Genomic DNA, 18598 nt, shown 5'->3' with positions numbered 1-18598 from the left:
TTCGCGCCGCCTTACTGCCCGCTTTTCGCCTTGCCCCACACCAGCGATTCAGGATGCTGCTCCAGATAGTCGGCCAATGCGTTTAACGATCGAAGTGTCTGCGTCAGTTGCGTGAGCGCCTCGTGCATATCCGCTTGCATCGGTGAGTCCTGTTGCAAGACCGCGTTAGCGGCGCTGAAAGTTTTCTCGGCGGAGGCCAGCGTGTCGCGCGCCTGCGGTGTCAGTTGCGTGTCGAGTTGCCGGAGCAGACGGTCGGCATTCTGCAACGCCTCGTTGAGGTTGTGGCCGAGTTGTTCGAACGGAACCTGATCAAGTTTCTTCGCGATGTCGGCGATCTGAACCTGGAGTTCTTCGAGCGTATTCGGCACGGTGGGTAACTCAATCGGCTGCACGTTCAAGTCGACACGCGCTGGCGGCGCTTTCGGAAACATGTCGAGCGCGATATACAACTGGTTGGTCAGCAGATTGCCCGTGCGCAATTGTCCGCGCAGGCCGCTCGCTACCAGCTTCAGCAGTAGGGCTTTGCCGGCATTCGTATCACTGTGCTGGACCGATTCCAGATAGCGCCGTCCGAGCCGTTCGGGATAGAGGTTGAGTGCGACGGGCAACGTGAATTCACGCGTCTTTGGATCGAATTCGACGCCGATGCGCGTTACCTCGCCGAGCTGAATGCCGCGGAAGTCGACTGGCGCTCCGACCGTCAAGCCACGAAGGGACTGCGTGAATTTCATCACGACAGGGGCCGCGGGACCGTCGGCATGACGCATGGCGGCGGCCTCATCCTGGGCAAGCGGGAAGGCGGCGCCATCTGGCGCGGCCGTGCCGATCGATTCGCCCGGCGGGGTCTGGAATGCAATGCCGCCGAGCATTACCGCGGCAAGCGATTGCGTATTGAGCGTGAGACCGTTCGCGTCGAGCCGTAAGTCGAGACCGCTTGCTTGCCACCAACGTGTATTCGTGCCGACGTATTGCTGATATTGCTGGTCGACGAAGACATCGAGCGAAACGCCGGTGCCGTTCTTGTCCAGCATGACGCCGCTCACCCGCCCTACCTGGACGCGCCGGTAGTAGACCGGCGAGCCGATGTCGACCGAGCCGAGCGAATCACCATGCAGGACATAGCGCGCGCCGTCGTCGTCTCTGCGCACGGCAGAGGGCGTTTCCAGTCCCGTGAAGTGGGTTTCGGTCTCTCGTGAGTGCCCCGCATCGACACCGATATAAGCGCCCGACAGCACCGTGCCCAGACCGGAAATGCCGCCGGCGTCGACACGAGGGCGGACCACCCAGAAACGTGTGCCTTTTACCGCGAAGCGACGCGCGTCCTCCGTCAGCCGTACTTCAGCCACGACGTGTGAGCGGTCCGATGCGAGCGTGATGGCCTCGACAGTGCCGATCTCCACGTCACGGTATTTGACCGCTGCCTTGCCGGCTTCGAGGCCTTCCGCATTGAGGAAGCGGATGGTGATGGCGGGGCCGCGCCGGCTCACCGACTGATAAGCCAGCGCGGCACAGATAAGCGCGGCGGCGAGCGGAATCAGCCAAACGAGCGATGGAAGCCGCCCGCTCGATGCTGCGCTGGCCGCGTCACTTGAGTTGCGCGACCAGCGCATCGGCGCCCTTCTCGATGCCGGTCTTCGACGCGGCGAGCGAACCGAAGCTCGCGCCGATATTCATCGGACTCGGATACTGCTTGCTGACATACGCGTTGATGAGGCGGTTGCTCGCCGCATCGTAGATTTCGACAGCGTAGATCACCGAACCGGTGAACGCACCTTCGCGGCCGCGCACCGTTTGGACGCCGTTATAAATTCCACCCGCAATGTCGAAGCGCGACAGCGTGCTGATTACCGGCGTGCTGGTCTTCGCGCCGGTCAGCGTGAGTTTCAGGCGCAATGTGTTCGGACCGGGAGCGGTAGCGATCTCGAAGCGGCCGCGCAGTTTTTCCGCGAAGCGGGTCTGCATGTAGCTCGCGAGCGCTGCTTTATCTTCGTCACGCATATCGCCGAACTGATTGTCGGCACCGCGATAAACGACGACTGGATCGATGATCACTTTCGTGTACTGCTGCCAGTCGGTTTGCGACGAGAAGCGATACGGCACGCGACCCGAGTCGTCTTGCGGATTGGGCCTTAAATAAGGCGCCGAAGCGATCCCCGAATAAGCGACTGGCGTCACGCTTGAACAGCCGATCAGCGCGACGCAAGCGGCCGCCATCAACACATGACGCACCTTTACTAATTTTTCCATGCCTATCTCCGTTTGCGGGTTCGAGCCTGTCCTTCCTGGCCGATCCAGGCACGACAGTTCATGGCGGGCTCAAGCCTAACATTGCAATTCCAGGATGTAAACCGACCAGACGGTTTGTTTGTGACGCAGATTGTAGGACGCGAAGCGATGTCGGCGCGTGGCCGACGCGCTCTTTTCAAACTTCTTTAGCGATTTTTTTGGTGGCGCGTGGTGCGCGTGCGCTGCGTGGTTTCGCTTTCGCCGCGGGTTTCACGGCCGCGGCGGACCACTGACTATCGTCGAGCAAACGATCGAACAAACGCCCGCGCTCCTTGTCGGAAAATGGGCTAAGTCCCAGCAGGCTCGTAAACACGAGACCTCGTGCGGCGGCCCAACGCAGGAGCGCCAGGTCCGGATCGGCCGCTTCGGCTTTGATGCTTTTGACCTTCTGCGCGCTCTTTTCGTTAGTGGAGGAAAGCAGCGTAGGGTCCTCGACCAAAGCCGCGAGAATGGCAAAACCTCCCGCCTGCGGGTTCTCCGCCGCTTCGCGCATGGTCGCGATCTCGGTCGCGAGGTTCGCCTCGGGCGTTGTGTCGACGACCTTCGCGAGATATTGCCGGGAGAAATTTTCGAAGTGCTCGATGTCGTGCTCGAGCAGCGCTTTCAGGACTTCGGTTTTCGTGCGGAACTGATGCATCAACCCGCCCTTGCTGATGCCGCTTTCGCGTGAGATCGCGTCGAACGTGAGCTGACCCGGGCCGTCGCGCGCGATGATGGTCAGCGCCGCTTGAAGCGCTGCGCGGCGGGAGCGTTCGGAACGAGTTGGGTTGTCCATAAAGTCTTTAGAGCGTTGGGGCGGCCTTGCGCGAGCGACGAAGGGTACGCTCGCGCGGCGGCCGAGGCTTAGGCCGATCGATCGCTCGGGCAGAGTTCAGGCAGAGCGACGATCGCGGATACGCATTCATTTTACAGGCCACGCCCGGACGGTCGACGCAGAGCGTGCGAGGTATCCTTCATAGGTTGAACACGGCGACTTTCGCACGCGCTTACTCCGACACTCAGGCAAACATGGAATCCACGCTGCAATTTCAACTCAGAATAACGGTTGCGCCCGGACTGGCCGATACTTTGCGCGCCGACCCGACGTACGCGTCGCACGCTGCGTTGCGTGATGTTCTGCACAAACACGACGCCACGCTGAAGTGTCAGTTCGATGCGTTCGCGGATTACGTCAGCGAGGCGGAGAAACTCGGCACGGAAAACTATCCGCTCTATCAGTGGACTCGCGAGACGATTGAACATCCGCAGAAGAAGGCGAAGTACCTTCAATCGTTCACGGTCTACGTGAACGGCGACGAGATCTACGGCAAGCTGATTGCGGATGAGATAGAGGTTGATCTGTTGAAGCTTGTTAGTGACGACGGAATCAGTAGCGTCTCCCGGTTCGATACGAATCCTGCGAACAATCCTCAGCCGCCGAAGCGATAGCACATCGCCGCCGACTTATCCGCCAATCGTCATGTTCAATTTACATTTGACGACAAGCCGCCGAGTTCGTGAGAGGATGCTAATTCACTTTTTTTCGAGGAGAGCGCCATGGGACTCTTGGACGAAGCAGGAAAGATTGCAGGGGCATTTGCCGCCGTTGAAGCAGCAGAAAAAGTGGATCCGGGCGCAGGCTTTCTGACGAAAGGCGTTGCGGCTGTAGCCGGTTTCGAAGGCGCCGGTAAGCTGGAAGAAATGGTCGAAAAGAAAGACGAACCGACGCAAGACGCCGCAGCCGACACGCAAGCCACCGACGACACGGCTCCCCAAGCGTGAACGAACGCAGGCCGCCGGAAACATGATCCGTATGACGGATTCATGCCCCGGCGGCCTCGCGATCAATGCAGCACTTCGTATCACTTCCCCCCGCCCTGCGCGCGCATCAATTTCCCTTTCATTACTGTGACCACGGCGCTATCAATGTCGGTCATCTGTAAGCATTGTTCGCCTGACATCAAAGCGGCCTGTTCTGGTTCGCCATTCTCAATCGCACGCTGATTCGCGGCATTTTTCGTACGACTGTTTTCATCTGGCTGTCATAGCTTCACGGCTAGGATCGCGGGTCACCTTCGTGGTGCACATTCAGCAGCACCCTTGCCGCCTACGCAGCCGCATGGTCTCTCCGCGTATTCGCCGGCATCCTTCCACCCCGATAGAAAAATACCAGACATGTCGAACAAGAAAATCGCCAATGCCGTGCCTCCCGAACAGGGCGCTTCCATCGTTTCGCGTCGTGGGTTTTTGAAGTTTGCCGGCGCCTCCAGCCTCGCCACTGCGGCGAGTACGTTCGCGTCGACGGCGCGCGCGGCGGGTAGCACGCCCGACGGCACGCCCGAGCAGATCCACCTGACGTGGGGCAACGATCCGTCGAGCGAGGCCACCGTGTCGTGGGCGACGCTGGCGCAAGCGGTGAAGCCGCAAGTGCGTTTCGGCGCCGCAGGTGGCACGAAGCACACGGTGCATGCTGTGCAAAGCACGTACACCGACGGCATCAACGGCGAGGTGGTGTTCGCGTATCACGCGCGTTTGCGTGACCTGAAGTCCGACACGAGCTACGAATACGAAGTCACCGCCGAGAACGACAGCAACGCGGCGCAGCCTTTCACGGCAAATTTCCGCACCGCGCCGCGCGGTCGTGCTGCGTTTCGCTGGACCAGCTACGGCGATCTCGCGACGCCGAATACCGGCTGGGTCTTGTCGTCGCCGCAAAGCCGTTTCGCGGTGCAAGCGGTCGAGCGTTTCGAGCCGCTATTCCATCTGCTTAACGGCGACCTCTGCTACGCCAATCTGAACCCGATGCATCAGCCGGATGTGTGGCGCGACTTCGGCAACAACTGCCAGACGTCGGCGGCCAACCGTCCGTGGATGCCGTGTCCCGGCAATCACGAACTCGAATTTCACAACGGCGAACAGGGCCTCGCGTCGTACCTCGCGCGCTATACGCTGCCGGACAATCACACGCGTTTTCAGGGCCGCTGGTACAGCTTCCGCGTGAGTTCGGTGCTGTTCATCTCGCTCGATGCGGACGATATCGTCTATCAGGACGCCGCCGCTTTCGTCGCCGGTCCGGCCCCGCTAGTGCCGGTCGCCAGCACCGGCAATCCGCCGATTCAACCCGGCACTTCGCTGTACGTACGCGGCTATAGCGACGGCGAGCAAACCCGCTGGCTGGAGCGAGTCCTTCGCCATGCCGCCGAGGACAACGAAGTCGACTGGATCGTCGTGCAGATGCATCAGGACGCGCTGAGTTCGTCGAAGACCGGCAACGGCTCGGACAAGGGCCTGCGCGAAGCATGGCTGCCATTGTTCGATCGCTACGGTGTGGATCTCGTGTTGTGTGGTCACGATCACGACTACGAGCGCAGCTACCCCGTGCGTGGTTGCAATCACAACAAAGGCACCGACATCGCGACGGGTCGTCCGGTCGATACGTTGCAGCCGAAGCCGGTAATGTCGGCGGTCTCGTCGGGCGCGTCGACGTTCGATACGAGCCACGGCACGATTCACCTGATTCTCGGCGGCGGCGGCACGAGCGCGCCGCTGGACGTGTACGGCGTGGACGCCGGCACGGGCATGCCGCAAGCGCGCCTGTTCACGCGGCCGAACCGTCCGGTTGCGGGCACGACGGCGGGCACATTCGTACGCGCTGGCGCGGATGCGGTTGAAGACGCGATCTGGTCCGCGCAGCGCGATACCGGCACTGGCTACGGCATCGCGGTGTTCGATCACGATCCGGGCGAGCGCGGCGGCGAGACCACGATCACGATGAACTACTATCACGCGCCCGGCGCGGACCAGACGCCGACGCAGAACTATGAGCTGTTCGAGACGATCGAGTTGAAGAAGAAACGGCGCGGATAAGGCCGGCAAAACGGCGTAGATCTTTTGTTACACGTCTTACGGACGTTTGTTTGGGCGGTTACAAAACGCTTTCAAGTTGCCGGTTATACTCGGCGCCGTCCTAAACACAAAAGAGCTTTTTTATGCCGAAGAAACTCGTTCAGATGCTCGCTATCGCAGTGCTCAGCGCTGCGGCCTCTTTGCCGGCAACGGCCAGTGATATGAACAACGCCCTTGGCGGCGCGCTCGGCGGTGTGGCCGGCGCTGCCCTGGGCGGTGCGGTCGGCGGCAGTACCGGCGCTATTCTCGGTGGCGCGGTCGGCGGCGGCGCGGGCGGTGCGGTGACATCGAACCGTCGTGAGCGCACGGGCGCGATTATCGGCGGCGCGCTGGGTGGCGGCGCGGGCACCGCGGCCGGCAATGCGATGGGCGGCCGGAGCGGCGGCCTCGTCGGTGCGGCGTTGGGCGGCGGCGCGGGGTCGGCGCTCGGCGGCAACATGTCGCGCTCCAATTCGTACTCGGACGACTATTCGCGCGGCTATCGGTCGGGCAAGCGGCATCATCGGCATCGTCACTACGATTGATGCGGTAAAGGGGACGCGGCGAGGGTCACTCAGCGTCCTCGCCTGAGTGGCCAATCCGAGCGACAGGTGGCCTGATTTAGCGTGTTGTTCGTCGGCGCGTTAAGCTCCTGGCAGTGGGACGATTCACGCGGCGAATGCCGCGAAGACGTCTCGCGATTCAAGGCCACCCTTCTGGAGACGGAAAAAAATGCTACGCGTTTATTGCGCGGGTCCGCTGTTCAACGCAGCCGAACGCGCGGAAATGGATTCGATTGCCCACACGTTGGAAGCCGCGGGTTTCGCGACGTTTCTGCCGCATCGCGATGGTCTGGAATTCGCGCGACTCAAACCGGAACTCGAAAAACTCGGCGCGTCGGTTGAAGAAGCCGCGCGGATTCTCGATCGTGCGATCTTCAGTCTGGATACCTATCAACTGCTGCAGCGCTGCGATGTCGTCGTCGCTAATCTGAATGGCCGTGTCGCCGATGAGGGCACGGTCGTCGAAGCGTCGCTCGCATGGCACGCGGGCAAGCCGCTGGTGCTTTTCAAGGCCGACGCGCGCTCCATGCTCGGCGGCTCTGACAATCCGATGCTCGGTGGGCTGGGCGATTTTCGGATGGTCGATCAGATCGCGGCATTGCCGCAAGCGATTCATGACGTGATTGCGCGAGGTCGTGCGGACGGTGTCGCGCAGGCGATGGAACGTGGCGCGACGATCGCGAGGCTTCGCGAAGGCAGCGACGATTTGAATGGGATCGCAAAGATCCTGTATAGCGATTCACGGGTATAAATGCGAGTCGCATAGATGTGGGGGTATTGCACGCGGCAAGCTATTAAGGTTTGCTGTGGGCGGCCGATAATAGGTGGGCGTCTTTTGTTCGCTATCACGGAACCCACCTTTTAAACACCATGGCTGACGTATCGAATAACAAAACCACACCGCGACCCGTTGTCATTTCATTCGTCGGCTATTGGATCCTGTTCCAGGTGCTCAGCGTCGTGGCGACAGGTTTTCAGGCTTTGGCCGGCGGATATTTCGGCAAGGTGGCGCTTTACCCGGGGACATCGCTGTCGATACCGTTGCAGTGGTGTGTACAGGCAGCCATGACGTATGGCAATTATCGTATCGCGCGTGCGCTCTTCGCCGGAGATCGGCGCGCACGACTTTGGTATGTCGGGCTTTCGGTCCTCAGCGCCGGATTGATGTTCGCGTTTGGTTCGACGCTGAAGTTCGAGTTCATTGTCGCGACTTGTGCTTTCAGTGTAGCGTTGATGACGACCCTGTTCGTGGGTCCCGGTGCCCGCTACCTCGAGTCGCCGGGCATGATCGAGGCGCCCTTTGCAGCCTGGAAGACCCCGCCTGTTCTTCTGCATATCGTCGCGTCGTTCGGTGCGTATGTCGTCATCATGGAAGTCTTCTCGCGACAGTTACCGCACACGTCAACCGGTTGGCTTGGCGGACCCAGGCCGCTGATGCTGGTCTTCGCCGCACTGCTCCTGCTATCGCATTCGCTGGCGCCTCGTACGCCAGGTCTGCCGAGGGAGACAGGAATCGTGCTCGTCGTCTGGTCCGGCTTTTCGACTTATATGTTTAGCGCGAGCGATTGGATGAGCCATGCCCTGTACCCCAAAATGTTGATCAACTGGGATTGGAGCGACGTCATTCCCTGGCTGATCAGTGCTGCTGCGATTGGCGTGGGTCTCCTGGTGTCGACCTGGGCGCGCGATGGCATACCGCCGGAACAGCCCACGTTCTAGCCGTCAATCCGGCGGCAATACCAACGCCCCACACCCCGTATCCGCGACAAACGTCGCCAGCAGTTTCGCCGGATGAACCGGATCGGAATTCTCGGCGAACACGTGAAGCGTGCCCGGCGGTTCGAACCAGGTCTGGCCCACGGCGTAATTGATTGCCGCTCCGCCGCCTAGTTGCGAACGCACCGTTCCTTGCAGCACGACGGCCGTCACCGAGCCCGGATGACGATGCGCCGGCGTGAACGCGAGCGGCGGATACTCGACGGTAATCGTCGTGATCGATTTGCCTGGCGCATTGGGCAGCGCCTCGCATGACAACACCTTGATAATCGACGCCGGCCGGCTCGCTGCATTGGCGTTCGCATTTGTATTCAGCGATCCGCTGGACAGCAGCGGACCGCTGCCCTGGGTACCGCCGCAAAGCGTGGCGAACCAGTCGAACGCCGAGCGAGGCGCCGCTGGACCGAGCGACAGCACGGCCACGGCGAGCGCTGCAAATAGCGCAGGCGTACCGGCCGTCAGATTCGGTCGGTACGACAAACACGACAGACACGACAGCATGCGCGCGTTCATACACGTGCCACCCGACGCAGGCTCGCTCGCCAGCGCAACTCACGTTTTGCCTTCGCGCTGGTGACTTCCGCGTCGTCTTGCGCGATGTTGTACACACCCGCAGCGCCTTGCTGAAGCGCAAGCAATGCCGCGTACGCCGCAGCCTCGACATGCAGCGGACTAGAGCCTTTCGGCGTATCGGCTCCAGTGCCTGGACCATAGATCTGTCCATATCGCAGCACCGTGCCATTCAACGACGCGGCTTCCAGCACCTGCCGCTCCAACGCCGCGACGCCACGCACGCTGATACCGCGCGCGCCTTCCGCATCGACATCGAGCGGCGACGTTTCGTCATACGGCGTAGCGCCTAGCCTATACGCCCACGCAATACTTTGCGCGATCAGCCGGTTGCTGCCGGCCGCGATGGCGGCGGCAATCAGGTTGCGCGTGCCCTCGTCGCGTATCCGCGCGTTGTTCCGCACGGCCTCGGCCATCCGGGCGGGATCGAGCCCGGCAGGCAGATCCGTGAGTTGATGAATCACGCTAAGTGGCGCGATGAAACACAGTGCGTCCCGCAGCGCATTCGCGTCGAATACATCGACGACGACCGGCACGACGCCTGCCGCTTCGAGTTGTTTCGCGCGCTCCGCACGCCGCGTGCTGCCGAAGACCTTGTAGCCCGCCTCGATCAGCAGCGGCGTGAGCGCTGCGCCAATCGCGCCGGTTGCGCCTGCAACAAATACCTTGTGTGCCATTCCTCTTCTCTCCCATAAGCGATAGCGAACGTCCGCGACGGCAAGCCGTGCTTCCGACGAAGAGCAGAATAGGGTTGTTAATGGTCGCCGAAAAGGTCCATTATCGAGAAACAGATTGAGCCAATTTGACGAGGAAGCGAGTGCGACGGGCAGAACAGATTGAACTTGCATTGGCGCCAAGACCGGACGGCGTGTCGCTGCAGCGTTGGCTCTATGACGAACTGCGCGCAGCGATCTTGAGCGGCCGCTTACCGCCGGGCGCACGGCTGCCTTCCACGCGCGATCTCGCGGCGCGCTTCGAACTGTCGCGCGGAACCGTGCTGGGCGCGTTCGCGCAACTCGACGCGGAAGGGTATCTGGCGGGCGCGGTAGGGCGCGGTAGTTTCGTCGCGGCTGAATTGCCGGATCGGCGCATCGACAGGGGTGATCGAGGCGAGCCAACGTCGATCAAGAAACGCGACGGACGCTCTTCAGTACGTGAAAGCAAAAGCAAAAACAAAAGCAAAGACGACGACAGCGGCGCGCAGCGACCCGCCGTGGTGCTTTCCAATCGCGGACGCCTGCTCGCCCGCAGCGCATTTCAACTGAGCGGTCGCTCGATCCCGGCGCGCGCTTTCCGCGCGAGCCAACCGGACCTCGACGCGTTTCCATTCGAACTATGGGCGCGCATTGCGGCCAAACGCGCGCGCCGCACCCGGCGCGATCTGCTGGGCGATGGCGAAGCACAGGGCTACCGGCCACTACGCGAAGCGATCGCCGGTTACGTGGGCATGTCGCGCGGCATCGCGTGTTCGGCGGATCACGTCGTGATGCTCGGCAGCGTCCAGCAGGCGATCGATCTGGCTGCGCGTCTGCTGCTCGATCCCGGCGACGCCGCGTGGATCGAAGATCCCGGCTACGTTGGCGCGCGCTTCGTGCTCGAGGCTGCGGGCGCACGCGTGATCGGTGTGCCGGTCGACCCGGGCGGCCTCGATGTGGAATGGGCGCGCCGGCATGCGCCCGACGCGCGTCTCGCATTCGTGACGGCCGGGCGGCAAGCGCCGCTGGGGCCACCGCTCGCGCTCGAACGCCGGCTGTCGCTGCTCGAATGGGCGCATGAGCGCGGCGCGGTCATCATCGAAGACGACTACGACAGCGAATACCGTTTCGCGGGCAATCCGCTCGCCGCGTTGAAGAGCCTCGACGACGACGGCCACGTGATCTACTGCGGCACGTTCAGCAAGCTGCTGTTTCCCGCGCTGCGGACCGCCTATGCGATCGTGCCCGACCGCCTGGTCGAGCCGTTCGTGGCCGCGTTGTCGTTGACGGCGCGACATGTGCCGCTGGATCAGCAATCGGTGCTGCACGAATTCATCGCCGACGGCCATTTTGGCCGGCATATCCGGCGCATGCGTGTGCTTTACGGCGAGCGAGCTGAGGCGTTGACGGCTCACGTGACGCGGCATCTTGCCGGCTTGCTGGAGGTGCCGCCGATCATTGCCGGACTCGACGCGCCGGCCTTCTTGCCGCGCGGCACCGACGACAACGAAGTAGTGCGTCGCGCGGCGCTCGAAGGCATCGAAACGCGAGCGCTGTCGCGCTACGCGGTCGACCGACCGGCGCCGGCGGGGCTGGTGCTGGGATTTGCGTCGGTCGGTGTCGACGATATTGCGTCAGGGGTGATCGCGTTGGCGCGTGCGCTGTCGTGAGGCTTGACAGTCAGCGCCGCCAAGGCTCATTCATCGCGATGGTTCATGACGACGCACTCGAGATTGCCGGCGTTGGCCGCGGCTGCCATCGCCTCAGGCAACGCATTCAACGGATAGACGAGCGGGCGTAGCGGTGCGATGTCGAGTAGTCCGCTGCGAATCAGGTCCAGCAGACGCCGGTAGGCATCGCGCGGATACATGAACTGGCCGAGGATCTCCCAGCCGTTCAACATCACTTCCGTGTACGGCACCGGCAGCGGCACGGTCATGCTGCCCATCACCACAAGGCGGCCGCCTCTCGACAGACTGCGCAGCGCGGCGAGCGTCATGTTCGGATCGCCCGCGTTGCCGACCATGTCGAACGCGAGTTGCGCACCGCCGCCGCAGACGCGGCGAATCGCGTCGCGGTCCGCGTCGACGTCGCCGGTTGCCGCGACTGTCGTGACGCGCCCCGCAGGGCCGAGTTGCGCTACGGCTTCGAGCGCACGCGCATTGCGCCCGAGCGCCACGACGCGTGCCGCGCCCATCGCGAGGGCAACCATGATCGCCGCTGTGCCGTAGGCGCCCGTCGCGCCCGACACGACCGCCGTCTCGCCTGCTGCGAGCCTGCCGCGCAACAGTCCACCGAATGGCACGATGCAGCGCGTCGTCATGGCGAGCTGGATAGCGCTCAATGGCGCCAGGTCGTCCGCGGGTGTCACGGCGCTGGCTGGAAACGACGCGTATTCGGCCAGCGTGCCATCCGGCCAGTCCGACTGCATCGGGCCCGAGTCGGGGCTGATGGCCGTGATGCCGAGCAGCATCTCCGCAGGCGTCGCGACGTTCTCCTGCGCGACGAAATGGGACGACAACACCACGCGCTGACCGGGCTTCAGATGCCAGACGCCGGGGCCCACTGCGTGAACGATACCGATACCGTTGCCGCCGGGAATGAACGGACGATCCGGCGTGTGATAGATCGACAGCTTGCCGTCCACGTAGTCTTTCATATACGACAGCAATGACGACGTTTCGACGCGCACCACGACGCCACCGGCGCGCGGTTCGGGAATGGGCAGGTCGATCAGGCTGAGTGTTCCACCGAGACGTTCGAGTTGCCAGGCTTTCATGCGAGTACTCCTTGATGAGGTTCAGGTAACGACGCGGATGGCGCCGTGAAAGTGAGCTCATAATCGCGCTGGCCTTCGTTGCTGGCTATAATCAAAACGGTCTGATTCTTATTCGATCGTACATTTATGGATGCTCTATCCGACGTACTCTCGATGCTGCGCGTGAGCAGTATCCTGACATCGCGATTCGAGGGACGAGGCGCATGGAGCTTCCGGTTCCCTTCGTATCAGCACATCAAATTCGGCGGCATGCTCGAAGGGCGCTCCTTTCTGTGGATCGAAGGGAGCGCGGAGCCGGTAGTGCTTGAACGCGGCGACTTCTACATGCTCACCGACGGTCAGCCGTTCTATTCCGCCAGCGACCCGAACCGGCCCGCGCTCGACGGTCCCGCCGCGTTTCAGCCGATTCGCAGCAGCAATGGCGTGGTGCGTTTTCAGGGCGAGGGCGATAACGAAAGCGTTAGTCTCGCGAGCGGCCGCTTCACGTTCGAGAACGACGTCAGCGATCTGTTGCTGCGGCACTTGCCGCCGTTGATTCATCTGCGCGCGTCGGATGTCGGCACGCATGCGTTATCGCGTGTGCTCGATCTGCTCAACTGGGAGACGGATGACTTGCATGTCGGTGCGGACGTGGCGCGCAGCGGTCTGGCGGCGCTCGTGCTGGTTCACGTGTTGCGCGCTTATCTGGCGTCGGCGCGACAGCCCGAAGGCTGGCTCGGCGCGTTGGCCGATCCGAAGATAGGCGGCGCGTTGTCGATGATGCATGCGCAGCCCGGCGAGCGCTGGACGGTGGAGAGTCTGGCGTCGGCGGTCGGGATGTCGCGTACGGCATTTGCGCAGCGGTTTCGGAGTCAGGTGGGGAGTGCGCCGGTCGAATATCTCGCGCAGTGGCGTATGACGATCGCGCGTTCCGCACTCAAGCATTCCGACGAATCGTTGACGGGGATCGCTTCACGAATTGGCTACCAGTCGGATACGGCTTTTAGTATCGCGTTCAAGCGGTACACCGGGGTGAGTCCGGGGAGATTTCGGGTGAATGCGCAGTCGGCAGAGGGGAGGGTGGGAGCGCCGGCGCTGGAACACTAAGAGCTTTCCCGACCTAATCGCACGCCAACAATGTATTGGACGCACGCATCGCGCCGCTGCATCCTTCCGGCATGAGTTCGAAACCGTGGGCTTGCGGTACGGAACATGACGAAGGAAAACAATGACAAACGAGAGACTGGCCGGCATTGGCTATGGATTAATTGCGGCTGTGATCTGGGGAGGGTTTCCGGTCGTGACGCGTCTCGGCGTCACGCATTCGACGCTGGATTCCTATGACATCGTTTTCGTCCGTTTCATCGTTTCCGGCATTCTTCTATTACCGGTATTGCTTCGAGGCAAGCTTAACGGATTGGGTCTTGTGCCCGCTTTGGTGATGGTCGTCGGCGTGGGTGCGCCTTATATCCTGCTAGTCGCTACTGCGTTGAGCCGCGCGCCGGTCGGCTATTTCGCGCTGACGCCCGGCAGCATGATTGCATTCACGGCCATTCTCGGCAGGTTCGTGATCAAGGACACGCTTTCCACGGCGCAGAAAATCGGCATTCTGACGGTATTGTTCGGCATGAGCATGGCCGCGTTCGATGTCCTGTCCAACACGGGCGGCGCGTTTTCCATCACGCTGTTTGTCTTGGGTGGACTGCTGTGGGCGATCTATAACGTCACCACGAAGCGATACGCCGTCAGCGCAATTCGCGCGACAGCAATCGTATCGGTCGGCTCGGCGCTTTTCTATTGTCCGTTCTATGTTCTGAGCCGAGGTTTATCGCCGCTCTTGCATGCGCCGATTGCCGCCATTGCTATTCAGGCGGTCTATCAAGGTGTACTGGTGTCGATACTGGGGCTTTACTTCTTCAGCAAGGCCGTTTCGATCCTGGGACCGGCTATTGGCGCGACGTTTGCCGCGCTGGTGCCGCTCCTCGCCACGATTGAGGCCGCGTTGCTGTTGAAAGAGCAACCTCATTCGCTCACGCTGGCCGGTATCGCGGTCGTGACGATTGGGATGGTTGCGAGTCTCGTCAAACGTTGGGATCGCCCGCGACAGGCGGCGTCGGCTTAATGGGTCGCGTTTTGCGTGCCGCACTCGGTGCGGTGTAGTCGGCGGTAAAGTTATCGAGTACTGCGGGGATTTCTCTTTCCAGCACGGTCATGATCACGCGCGTTCTCGACGGAATAGGACGCGCGCACAGCGCATTCAATTCAAAACCCGGCACGGTGTATCGAGGTAGCAGCCGAATCAAACGAGCGCTCCCAATCGCCTCGGCGCAGACGGGTTCCTGAAGCACACCGATACCCGCGCCCGCCAACAACAACTCGTAAACCGGCCGCCAATGGCTCACGCTGAGAGCCGGCGATACCGGTGCGGAGATCGGCGCTTTCTGTTCATCGAACAGCCTCAGCATGTCGTCGCCGAACAGACCCATCACGCGGATGAACGGATGCGCGATCAGTTCATCGGGATGATCCGGCAAGCCGTATTGCTCAAGATAAGCAGGGGCCGCTACCAGTACCCGCCGAACATGTCCCAGCGGACGAGCGATAAAACTGCCTTCCCCCAGTTGTCCCAGCCGCAACGAGATATCCACGCCCTCGGTGACGGGGTCGACCATCTGGTCGTTCAGTATCAGATCGATGTTGAGTTGCGGATGCTGCTCACGAATACCCAGCAGAATGCGCGGCAATACGATTTCGCCGAGACCTTGCGGCGCCGCGATACGCAACACGCCGCGCAGTGCGGGATCCTGTTGCGACACGGCGGCGCAGGCTTCATCTGCTGCGTCGATAACCTGCTTGCAGCGTTCGTAAAAGAGCTTGCCCTCATCCGTGCACGAGACGACGCGCGTGCTACGGCGAAGCAGTTTGACGCCGAGATGTTGTTCCAGCCGTTCAATACGCTCGCTAACAGCAGGCTGGCCAATGGCGAGGTCGCGCGCGGCCCTCGACATATTGCCGCGTTCCACTACCCGCACATAGATTCGCATTGCCGCCAATAGGTCCATGCGCCGTATCGTATCAGTTCCACCGATAGCTGTTATCGGCTGCGGAGGCCTACCGGCAGGGTTAGTGTGAACGTTACCGTTGCGGGTATCGAGTCATTGCCTACGGAGCGAGAATGTCCCTATCCAGATCGAAACTCAACCTCAAGCTTCTCGGCCCGTGTCTGCTCGCCATCGCGATCGATGCAATGGGATTCGGCCTCGTCTATCCGATGATGTCGGCGATATTCAACGATCCGCAGGCCGGTATTCTGGCGACCGATGCTACGCCGCAACTCCGCAACTTTTACCTCGGGCTGGGTTACGGCATCTATCCGTTCTTTATGTTCTTCGGCTCGTCGCTGATGGGCAATCTGTCGGATGGGTACGGTCGACGGAAGATCCTGTTGCTGTGCATTGCCGGTCTATCGGCCAGCTACTTTCTCATGGCGCTCGGCGTGTTTCAGGGCAGTGTCTGGCTGCTGCTCTTTGGGCGCGGTTTGAGCGGGCTGATGGCGGGTTGCCAGGGCATTGCGCAAGCGGCAATCACCGACGTGAGTACGCCCGACAACAAGGCTTACAACATGAGCATCATGTCGCTTGCGTTTAGCGCCGGTGTGATCGTTGGCCCGGTGCTGGGCGGCGTCACGTCGGATCGAACCGTCGCGCCGATATTCAACTATGGGACGCCCTTCCTGCTGGTCGGCGGACTATCGGCCGCGTGCGCGATCTGGACCGCATGCTCGTATCGCGATACGGCGCAGGCGGTGGGCGCGACCCGCATCGATCTGTTGTTGCCGCTGCGTATCGTCTATCAGGCGGCAATGCATAAAGAGGTAGCGTTTCTGTCGGTCGTCTTCTTTCTGATGCAGGTGGGGTATGGGCTGTATTTGCAGACCATCATGCTATTACTACAAACGAAATTCCACTATTCGAGCTTGCAACTCGGCTTGTTCAGCGGCTTGATCGGTGTGTGCTTCGTGCTGGGTCTGCTGTTCGTCGTGCGGCTCATGCTCCGGGTCTGGGGCGTGGTCGACATTGCAAAGACCGGCTTATTAATCGCCGGCGTGTGTCAGATCCTGTCCGCGCTATTTCCGCAGGAGATCGTGTTGTGGTGTCTCGCCACGCTAGTCGGCTGTTTCGACATGGTGGCGTACACAACAATGTACACCGCTTACTCCGACGCCGTCAGCGAACAACGGCAAGGCTGGGCGCTCGGTATTGCCGGATCAGTCATGGCGGTGGCGTGGGTGGTCACCGGCTTGTTGACGAATCTGCTGCCGTTGTTTGGAGAGACCGGGCTGCTTCTTGTCGGTGGTGTGAGCTTTGTGATCAGCTTCGTGATGATGAGCGCTTACGGCCGCCGCTCACGTACGGCGAGCCGTGCGGGCGCCAGCCTTTAATTTCTCCAAGCTCACTGCGCCGCGCCCGGTCGTCGCTTTCAAAGCGGAGGACGCTCCAGTTCGAGCCAGCGCTGCACTGACGGACGTTGCCACTGACGCGTAGCGTAGTCGGCCAATTTCTCTGGCACTGCGTCGCCGTTTAGCACGAGACGATTCAGCATCAACGCGAGATCCAGATCGGCAATGCACCATTCGCCGAACAGATTCGCTGAATCGCTGGAAAGCAACGTCTCGGCCAATGAGTACAACTTTTGAGCAGCGGCGTTGGCGGAAGCGGACAGCCGCGCGGCCGGTGCGCGATAGAACACGACCTCCGTGGAGCGCTCTTGCCGGATCGGCATCAGATCGCTGCGAAGCCACGCCTGTACCTGGCGCGCTCGCGCTTTGTGAAATCGCGCTTGCGGATAGATGGGCGTTTCGGGAAACGACTCGTCGAGATATTCAGTGATCGCCGACGACTCCGACAGAGCAAAGTCGCCATGTATCAATGTGGGAACGCGATGCGTCAATGATTGGGCTGCATAGCCCGCTTCATGATTCGCGTTTTTGGCGAGATCGATCGTGGAAAGCTCGAACGGCAAACGCTTCTCGTGAAGCGTTACGAAGACCGACATGGCGTAGGGGCTAATAAATTGCGCGTCGGTGTAAAGATGAAGAAGACCTTCTGGCAAAACACTCTCCTTGGGCGTTGAATTGGGCGGTTACCGGTAGAACACGTAGTCGGCAAGATAGGGCGAACTTCCGATCTGATGCTCAGTCGAGCACGGCGCCTGGGGCGCCAATCCGCCGACAGTGTGCAGACGCTGCACGTAGCGGACATCCGCAAGTGTGCCGTTAGCGCCGGTGCCATGCGTTTCAAGCAGCAGTTGGGGAATGCTTGCCGGTGTTTCGCTCGGTTGCTGTGCAAGCACATGACCTACGATTTTGCTACCGTCTTCCGCTTCCCAAGACGGGCCTGCGCCGTGACGAACCGCAGCATGACCACTCGTATCGAACAGTATCGCTTGCGGACTCTTGAACACCCATCCCAGACGATGCTGCGCGTCGAACTCGCACGAATAGTTTTGCACGCCGGACGCGGCCAATGTCATCGCTCGCGTACCTTGCGGCGGCGTAATGGAAGAGTTGGAGGAAGAACTGACGGGCGCGGACGACGGTGTCGCGCACGCTGCCAGCACAGACAGCATGGCGATTGCCAGGGACGGCTTCAGGAAACGCTGGGACATGGGTCTCACCTTGACGGGATGACGTGCAACGCCGAAGGACGGCCTGGCGGAGAAGCGGCCAGGCGAATTCGATAGTCCAGATAGTACGCGACGACAGGATATCCGCGCTGAGTTTGGCCGCTATCCGGCTGTCGTTATGGCCGATCTGTTGCGCGTCGCCATGTGTGAGACCTGCACTTCGCGCCGAGTAGCTTCATTTCGCGACATGCAGGCGCCGTTCGTCGCAACGCGATGGCGCGGCATCGGCATGCCCGCGAAGATGGCGTCACAGCAGGTTCACACCACAGATAGCGGGACGCCAACATGCCATCGACGAGCTTTCCATTGACCACGCGACGAACAAGATTCGTCGGTATGGCGGGAAATGTGATAAGCATTGACCTGTTATCTGAGTTATGACCAACCCCCGGATTCGATAC

General features: G+C 61.4%; 19 protein-coding genes. 10 read left to right on the top strand and 9 right to left on the bottom strand.

The window, feature by feature from the left end:
- Window positions 1-11: 11 nt before the first annotated feature.
- The 3 genes from GGD40_RS26755 to GGD40_RS26745 form a co-directional block, all read right to left on the bottom strand.
- On the bottom strand, window positions 12-1610 hold the full coding sequence (locus GGD40_RS26755) for a PqiB family protein (RefSeq protein WP_179745673.1): 1599 nt from the start codon (window positions 1608-1610) through the stop codon (window positions 12-14).
- Window positions 1585-2247, bottom strand: coding sequence for a DUF3313 domain-containing protein (locus GGD40_RS26750; RefSeq protein ID WP_179745672.1), 663 nt, complete (start codon window positions 2245-2247; stop codon window positions 1585-1587). The genes GGD40_RS26755 and GGD40_RS26750 overlap by 26 nt, the downstream gene beginning before the upstream one ends.
- 175 nt (window positions 2248-2422) lie before the next feature.
- Entirely contained in the window at window positions 2423-3061 is a 639-nt protein-coding gene (locus GGD40_RS26745) for a TetR/AcrR family transcriptional regulator (RefSeq protein WP_179745671.1), read from the bottom strand.
- Window positions 3062-3294: 233 nt separating this feature from the next.
- Between GGD40_RS26745 and GGD40_RS26740 the strand changes: the two genes are divergently transcribed.
- The 6 genes from GGD40_RS26740 to GGD40_RS26715 all read left to right on the top strand — a co-directional run bounded on the left by GGD40_RS26740 (window position 3295) and on the right by GGD40_RS26715 (window position 8432).
- Window positions 3295-3714, top strand: coding sequence for a hypothetical protein (locus tag GGD40_RS26740; protein ID WP_179745670.1), 420 nt, complete (start codon window positions 3295-3297; stop codon window positions 3712-3714).
- A gap of 108 nt (window positions 3715-3822) precedes the next feature.
- Window positions 3823-4047, top strand: coding sequence for a hypothetical protein (locus GGD40_RS26735; RefSeq protein ID WP_179745669.1), 225 nt, complete (start codon window positions 3823-3825; stop codon window positions 4045-4047).
- Window positions 4048-4440: 393 nt separating this feature from the next.
- Entirely contained in the window at window positions 4441-6132 is a 1692-nt protein-coding gene (locus GGD40_RS26730; protein WP_179745668.1) for a purple acid phosphatase family protein, read from the top strand.
- A gap of 122 nt (window positions 6133-6254) precedes the next feature.
- Complete coding sequence (locus GGD40_RS26725) at window positions 6255-6695, top strand: hypothetical protein (RefSeq protein WP_179745667.1); 441 nt, start codon at window positions 6255-6257, stop codon at window positions 6693-6695.
- 187 nt (window positions 6696-6882) lie between these two features.
- Window positions 6883-7464, top strand: coding sequence for a nucleoside 2-deoxyribosyltransferase (locus GGD40_RS26720; protein ID WP_179711576.1), 582 nt, complete (start codon window positions 6883-6885; stop codon window positions 7462-7464).
- Between the two features lie 119 nt (window positions 7465-7583).
- Window positions 7584-8432, top strand: a complete 849-nt coding sequence (locus GGD40_RS26715) for a hypothetical protein (protein WP_179745666.1) — start codon at window positions 7584-7586, stop codon at window positions 8430-8432.
- 3 nt (window positions 8433-8435) lie between these two features.
- Here GGD40_RS26715 and GGD40_RS26710 read toward each other — a convergent pair whose 3' ends face one another.
- Both GGD40_RS26710 and GGD40_RS26705 read right to left on the bottom strand, forming a co-directional pair.
- Entirely contained in the window at window positions 8436-9002 is a 567-nt protein-coding gene (locus tag GGD40_RS26710; RefSeq protein ID WP_257030590.1) for a cupin domain-containing protein, read from the bottom strand.
- Window positions 8999-9736, bottom strand: coding sequence for an NAD-dependent epimerase/dehydratase family protein (locus GGD40_RS26705; protein ID WP_179745665.1), 738 nt, complete (start codon window positions 9734-9736; stop codon window positions 8999-9001). Before GGD40_RS26705 ends, GGD40_RS26710 begins: the two co-directional genes overlap by 4 nt.
- A gap of 140 nt (window positions 9737-9876) precedes the next feature.
- Here GGD40_RS26705 and pdxR point away from each other — a divergent pair, with 140 nt between their 5' ends.
- Entirely contained in the window at window positions 9877-11424 is a 1548-nt protein-coding gene (gene pdxR / locus GGD40_RS26700; RefSeq protein ID WP_179745664.1) for a MocR-like pyridoxine biosynthesis transcription factor PdxR, read from the top strand.
- 26 nt (window positions 11425-11450) lie between these two features.
- On the opposite strand, the gene GGD40_RS26695 is transcribed toward pdxR, so the two are convergent.
- Window positions 11451-12533, bottom strand: coding sequence for a zinc-binding dehydrogenase (locus GGD40_RS26695; protein ID WP_179745663.1), 1083 nt, complete (start codon window positions 12531-12533; stop codon window positions 11451-11453).
- 126 nt (window positions 12534-12659) lie between these two features.
- Between GGD40_RS26695 and GGD40_RS26690 the strand changes: the two genes are divergently transcribed.
- Window positions 12660-13619: an AraC family transcriptional regulator gene (locus GGD40_RS26690; RefSeq protein WP_179745662.1), complete on the top strand. Its 960-nt coding sequence runs from the start codon at window positions 12660-12662 to the stop codon at window positions 13617-13619.
- A gap of 121 nt (window positions 13620-13740) precedes the next feature.
- A complete protein-coding gene (locus GGD40_RS26685; protein ID WP_179711589.1) occupies window positions 13741-14634 on the top strand; it encodes a DMT family transporter in 894 nt (297 codons plus the stop codon).
- On the opposite strand, the gene GGD40_RS26680 is transcribed toward GGD40_RS26685, so the two are convergent.
- A complete protein-coding gene (locus GGD40_RS26680; protein WP_179745661.1) occupies window positions 14594-15574 on the bottom strand; it encodes a LysR family transcriptional regulator in 981 nt (326 codons plus the stop codon). The genes GGD40_RS26685 and GGD40_RS26680 overlap by 41 nt on opposite strands.
- 113 nt (window positions 15575-15687) lie before the next feature.
- On the opposite strand from GGD40_RS26680, the gene GGD40_RS26675 reads away from it, so the two are divergent.
- Window positions 15688-16953 (top strand): MFS transporter, encoded by a 1266-nt coding sequence (locus GGD40_RS26675; protein WP_179745660.1) that lies wholly within the window; start codon window positions 15688-15690, stop codon window positions 16951-16953.
- Between the two features lie 38 nt (window positions 16954-16991).
- Here GGD40_RS26675 and yfcF read toward each other — a convergent pair whose 3' ends face one another.
- Window positions 16992-17624, bottom strand: a complete 633-nt coding sequence (gene yfcF, locus GGD40_RS26670; protein ID WP_179711595.1) for a glutathione transferase — start codon at window positions 17622-17624, stop codon at window positions 16992-16994.
- A gap of 30 nt (window positions 17625-17654) precedes the next feature.
- Window positions 17655-18179 carry a DUF3455 domain-containing protein gene (locus GGD40_RS26665; protein WP_257030588.1) on the bottom strand — a complete coding sequence of 175 codons (525 nt, stop codon included), beginning with the start codon at window positions 18177-18179 and terminating at the stop codon, window positions 17655-17657.
- Window positions 18180-18598 lie beyond the last annotated feature (419 nt).

It is taken from the genome of Paraburkholderia bryophila (genome assembly GCF_013409255.1).
Classification (GTDB): domain Bacteria; phylum Pseudomonadota; class Gammaproteobacteria; order Burkholderiales; family Burkholderiaceae; genus Paraburkholderia.
Note: the sequence above shows the minus strand (reverse complement) of the source record. Positions and strands in the feature narration are given on the sequence as shown.

Coding starts and splice junctions, on each gene's coding strand:
- GGD40_RS26735 (WP_179745669.1), top strand. CDS start 3,823: ATGGGACTCTTGGACGAAGCAGGAAAGATTGCAGGGGCATTTGCCGCC.
- GGD40_RS26750 (WP_179745672.1), bottom strand. CDS start 2,247: ATGGAAAAATTAGTAAAGGTGCGTCATGTGTTGATGGCGGCCGCTTGC.
- GGD40_RS26705 (WP_179745665.1), bottom strand. CDS start 9,736: ATGGCACACAAGGTATTTGTTGCAGGCGCAACCGGCGCGATTGGCGCA.
- GGD40_RS26745 (WP_179745671.1), bottom strand. CDS start 3,061: ATGGACAACCCAACTCGTTCCGAACGCTCCCGCCGCGCAGCGCTTCAA.
- GGD40_RS26710 (WP_257030590.1), bottom strand. CDS start 9,002: ATGAACGCGCGCATGCTGTCGTGTCTGTCGTGTTTGTCGTACCGACCG.
- GGD40_RS26755 (WP_179745673.1), bottom strand. CDS start 1,610: ATGCGCTGGTCGCGCAACTCAAGTGACGCGGCCAGCGCAGCATCGAGC.
- GGD40_RS26685 (WP_179711589.1), top strand. CDS start 13,741: ATGACAAACGAGAGACTGGCCGGCATTGGCTATGGATTAATTGCGGCT.
- GGD40_RS26740 (WP_179745670.1), top strand. CDS start 3,295: ATGGAATCCACGCTGCAATTTCAACTCAGAATAACGGTTGCGCCCGGA.
- GGD40_RS26675 (WP_179745660.1), top strand. CDS start 15,688: ATGTCCCTATCCAGATCGAAACTCAACCTCAAGCTTCTCGGCCCGTGT.
- GGD40_RS26690 (WP_179745662.1), top strand. CDS start 12,660: ATGGATGCTCTATCCGACGTACTCTCGATGCTGCGCGTGAGCAGTATC.
- GGD40_RS26725 (WP_179745667.1), top strand. CDS start 6,255: ATGCCGAAGAAACTCGTTCAGATGCTCGCTATCGCAGTGCTCAGCGCT.
- GGD40_RS26680 (WP_179745661.1), bottom strand. CDS start 15,574: ATGGACCTATTGGCGGCAATGCGAATCTATGTGCGGGTAGTGGAACGC.
- GGD40_RS26665 (WP_257030588.1), bottom strand. CDS start 18,179: ATGTCCCAGCGTTTCCTGAAGCCGTCCCTGGCAATCGCCATGCTGTCT.
- GGD40_RS26730 (WP_179745668.1), top strand. CDS start 4,441: ATGTCGAACAAGAAAATCGCCAATGCCGTGCCTCCCGAACAGGGCGCT.
- GGD40_RS26695 (WP_179745663.1), bottom strand. CDS start 12,533: ATGAAAGCCTGGCAACTCGAACGTCTCGGTGGAACACTCAGCCTGATC.
- GGD40_RS26715 (WP_179745666.1), top strand. CDS start 7,584: ATGGCTGACGTATCGAATAACAAAACCACACCGCGACCCGTTGTCATT.
- GGD40_RS26720 (WP_179711576.1), top strand. CDS start 6,883: ATGCTACGCGTTTATTGCGCGGGTCCGCTGTTCAACGCAGCCGAACGC.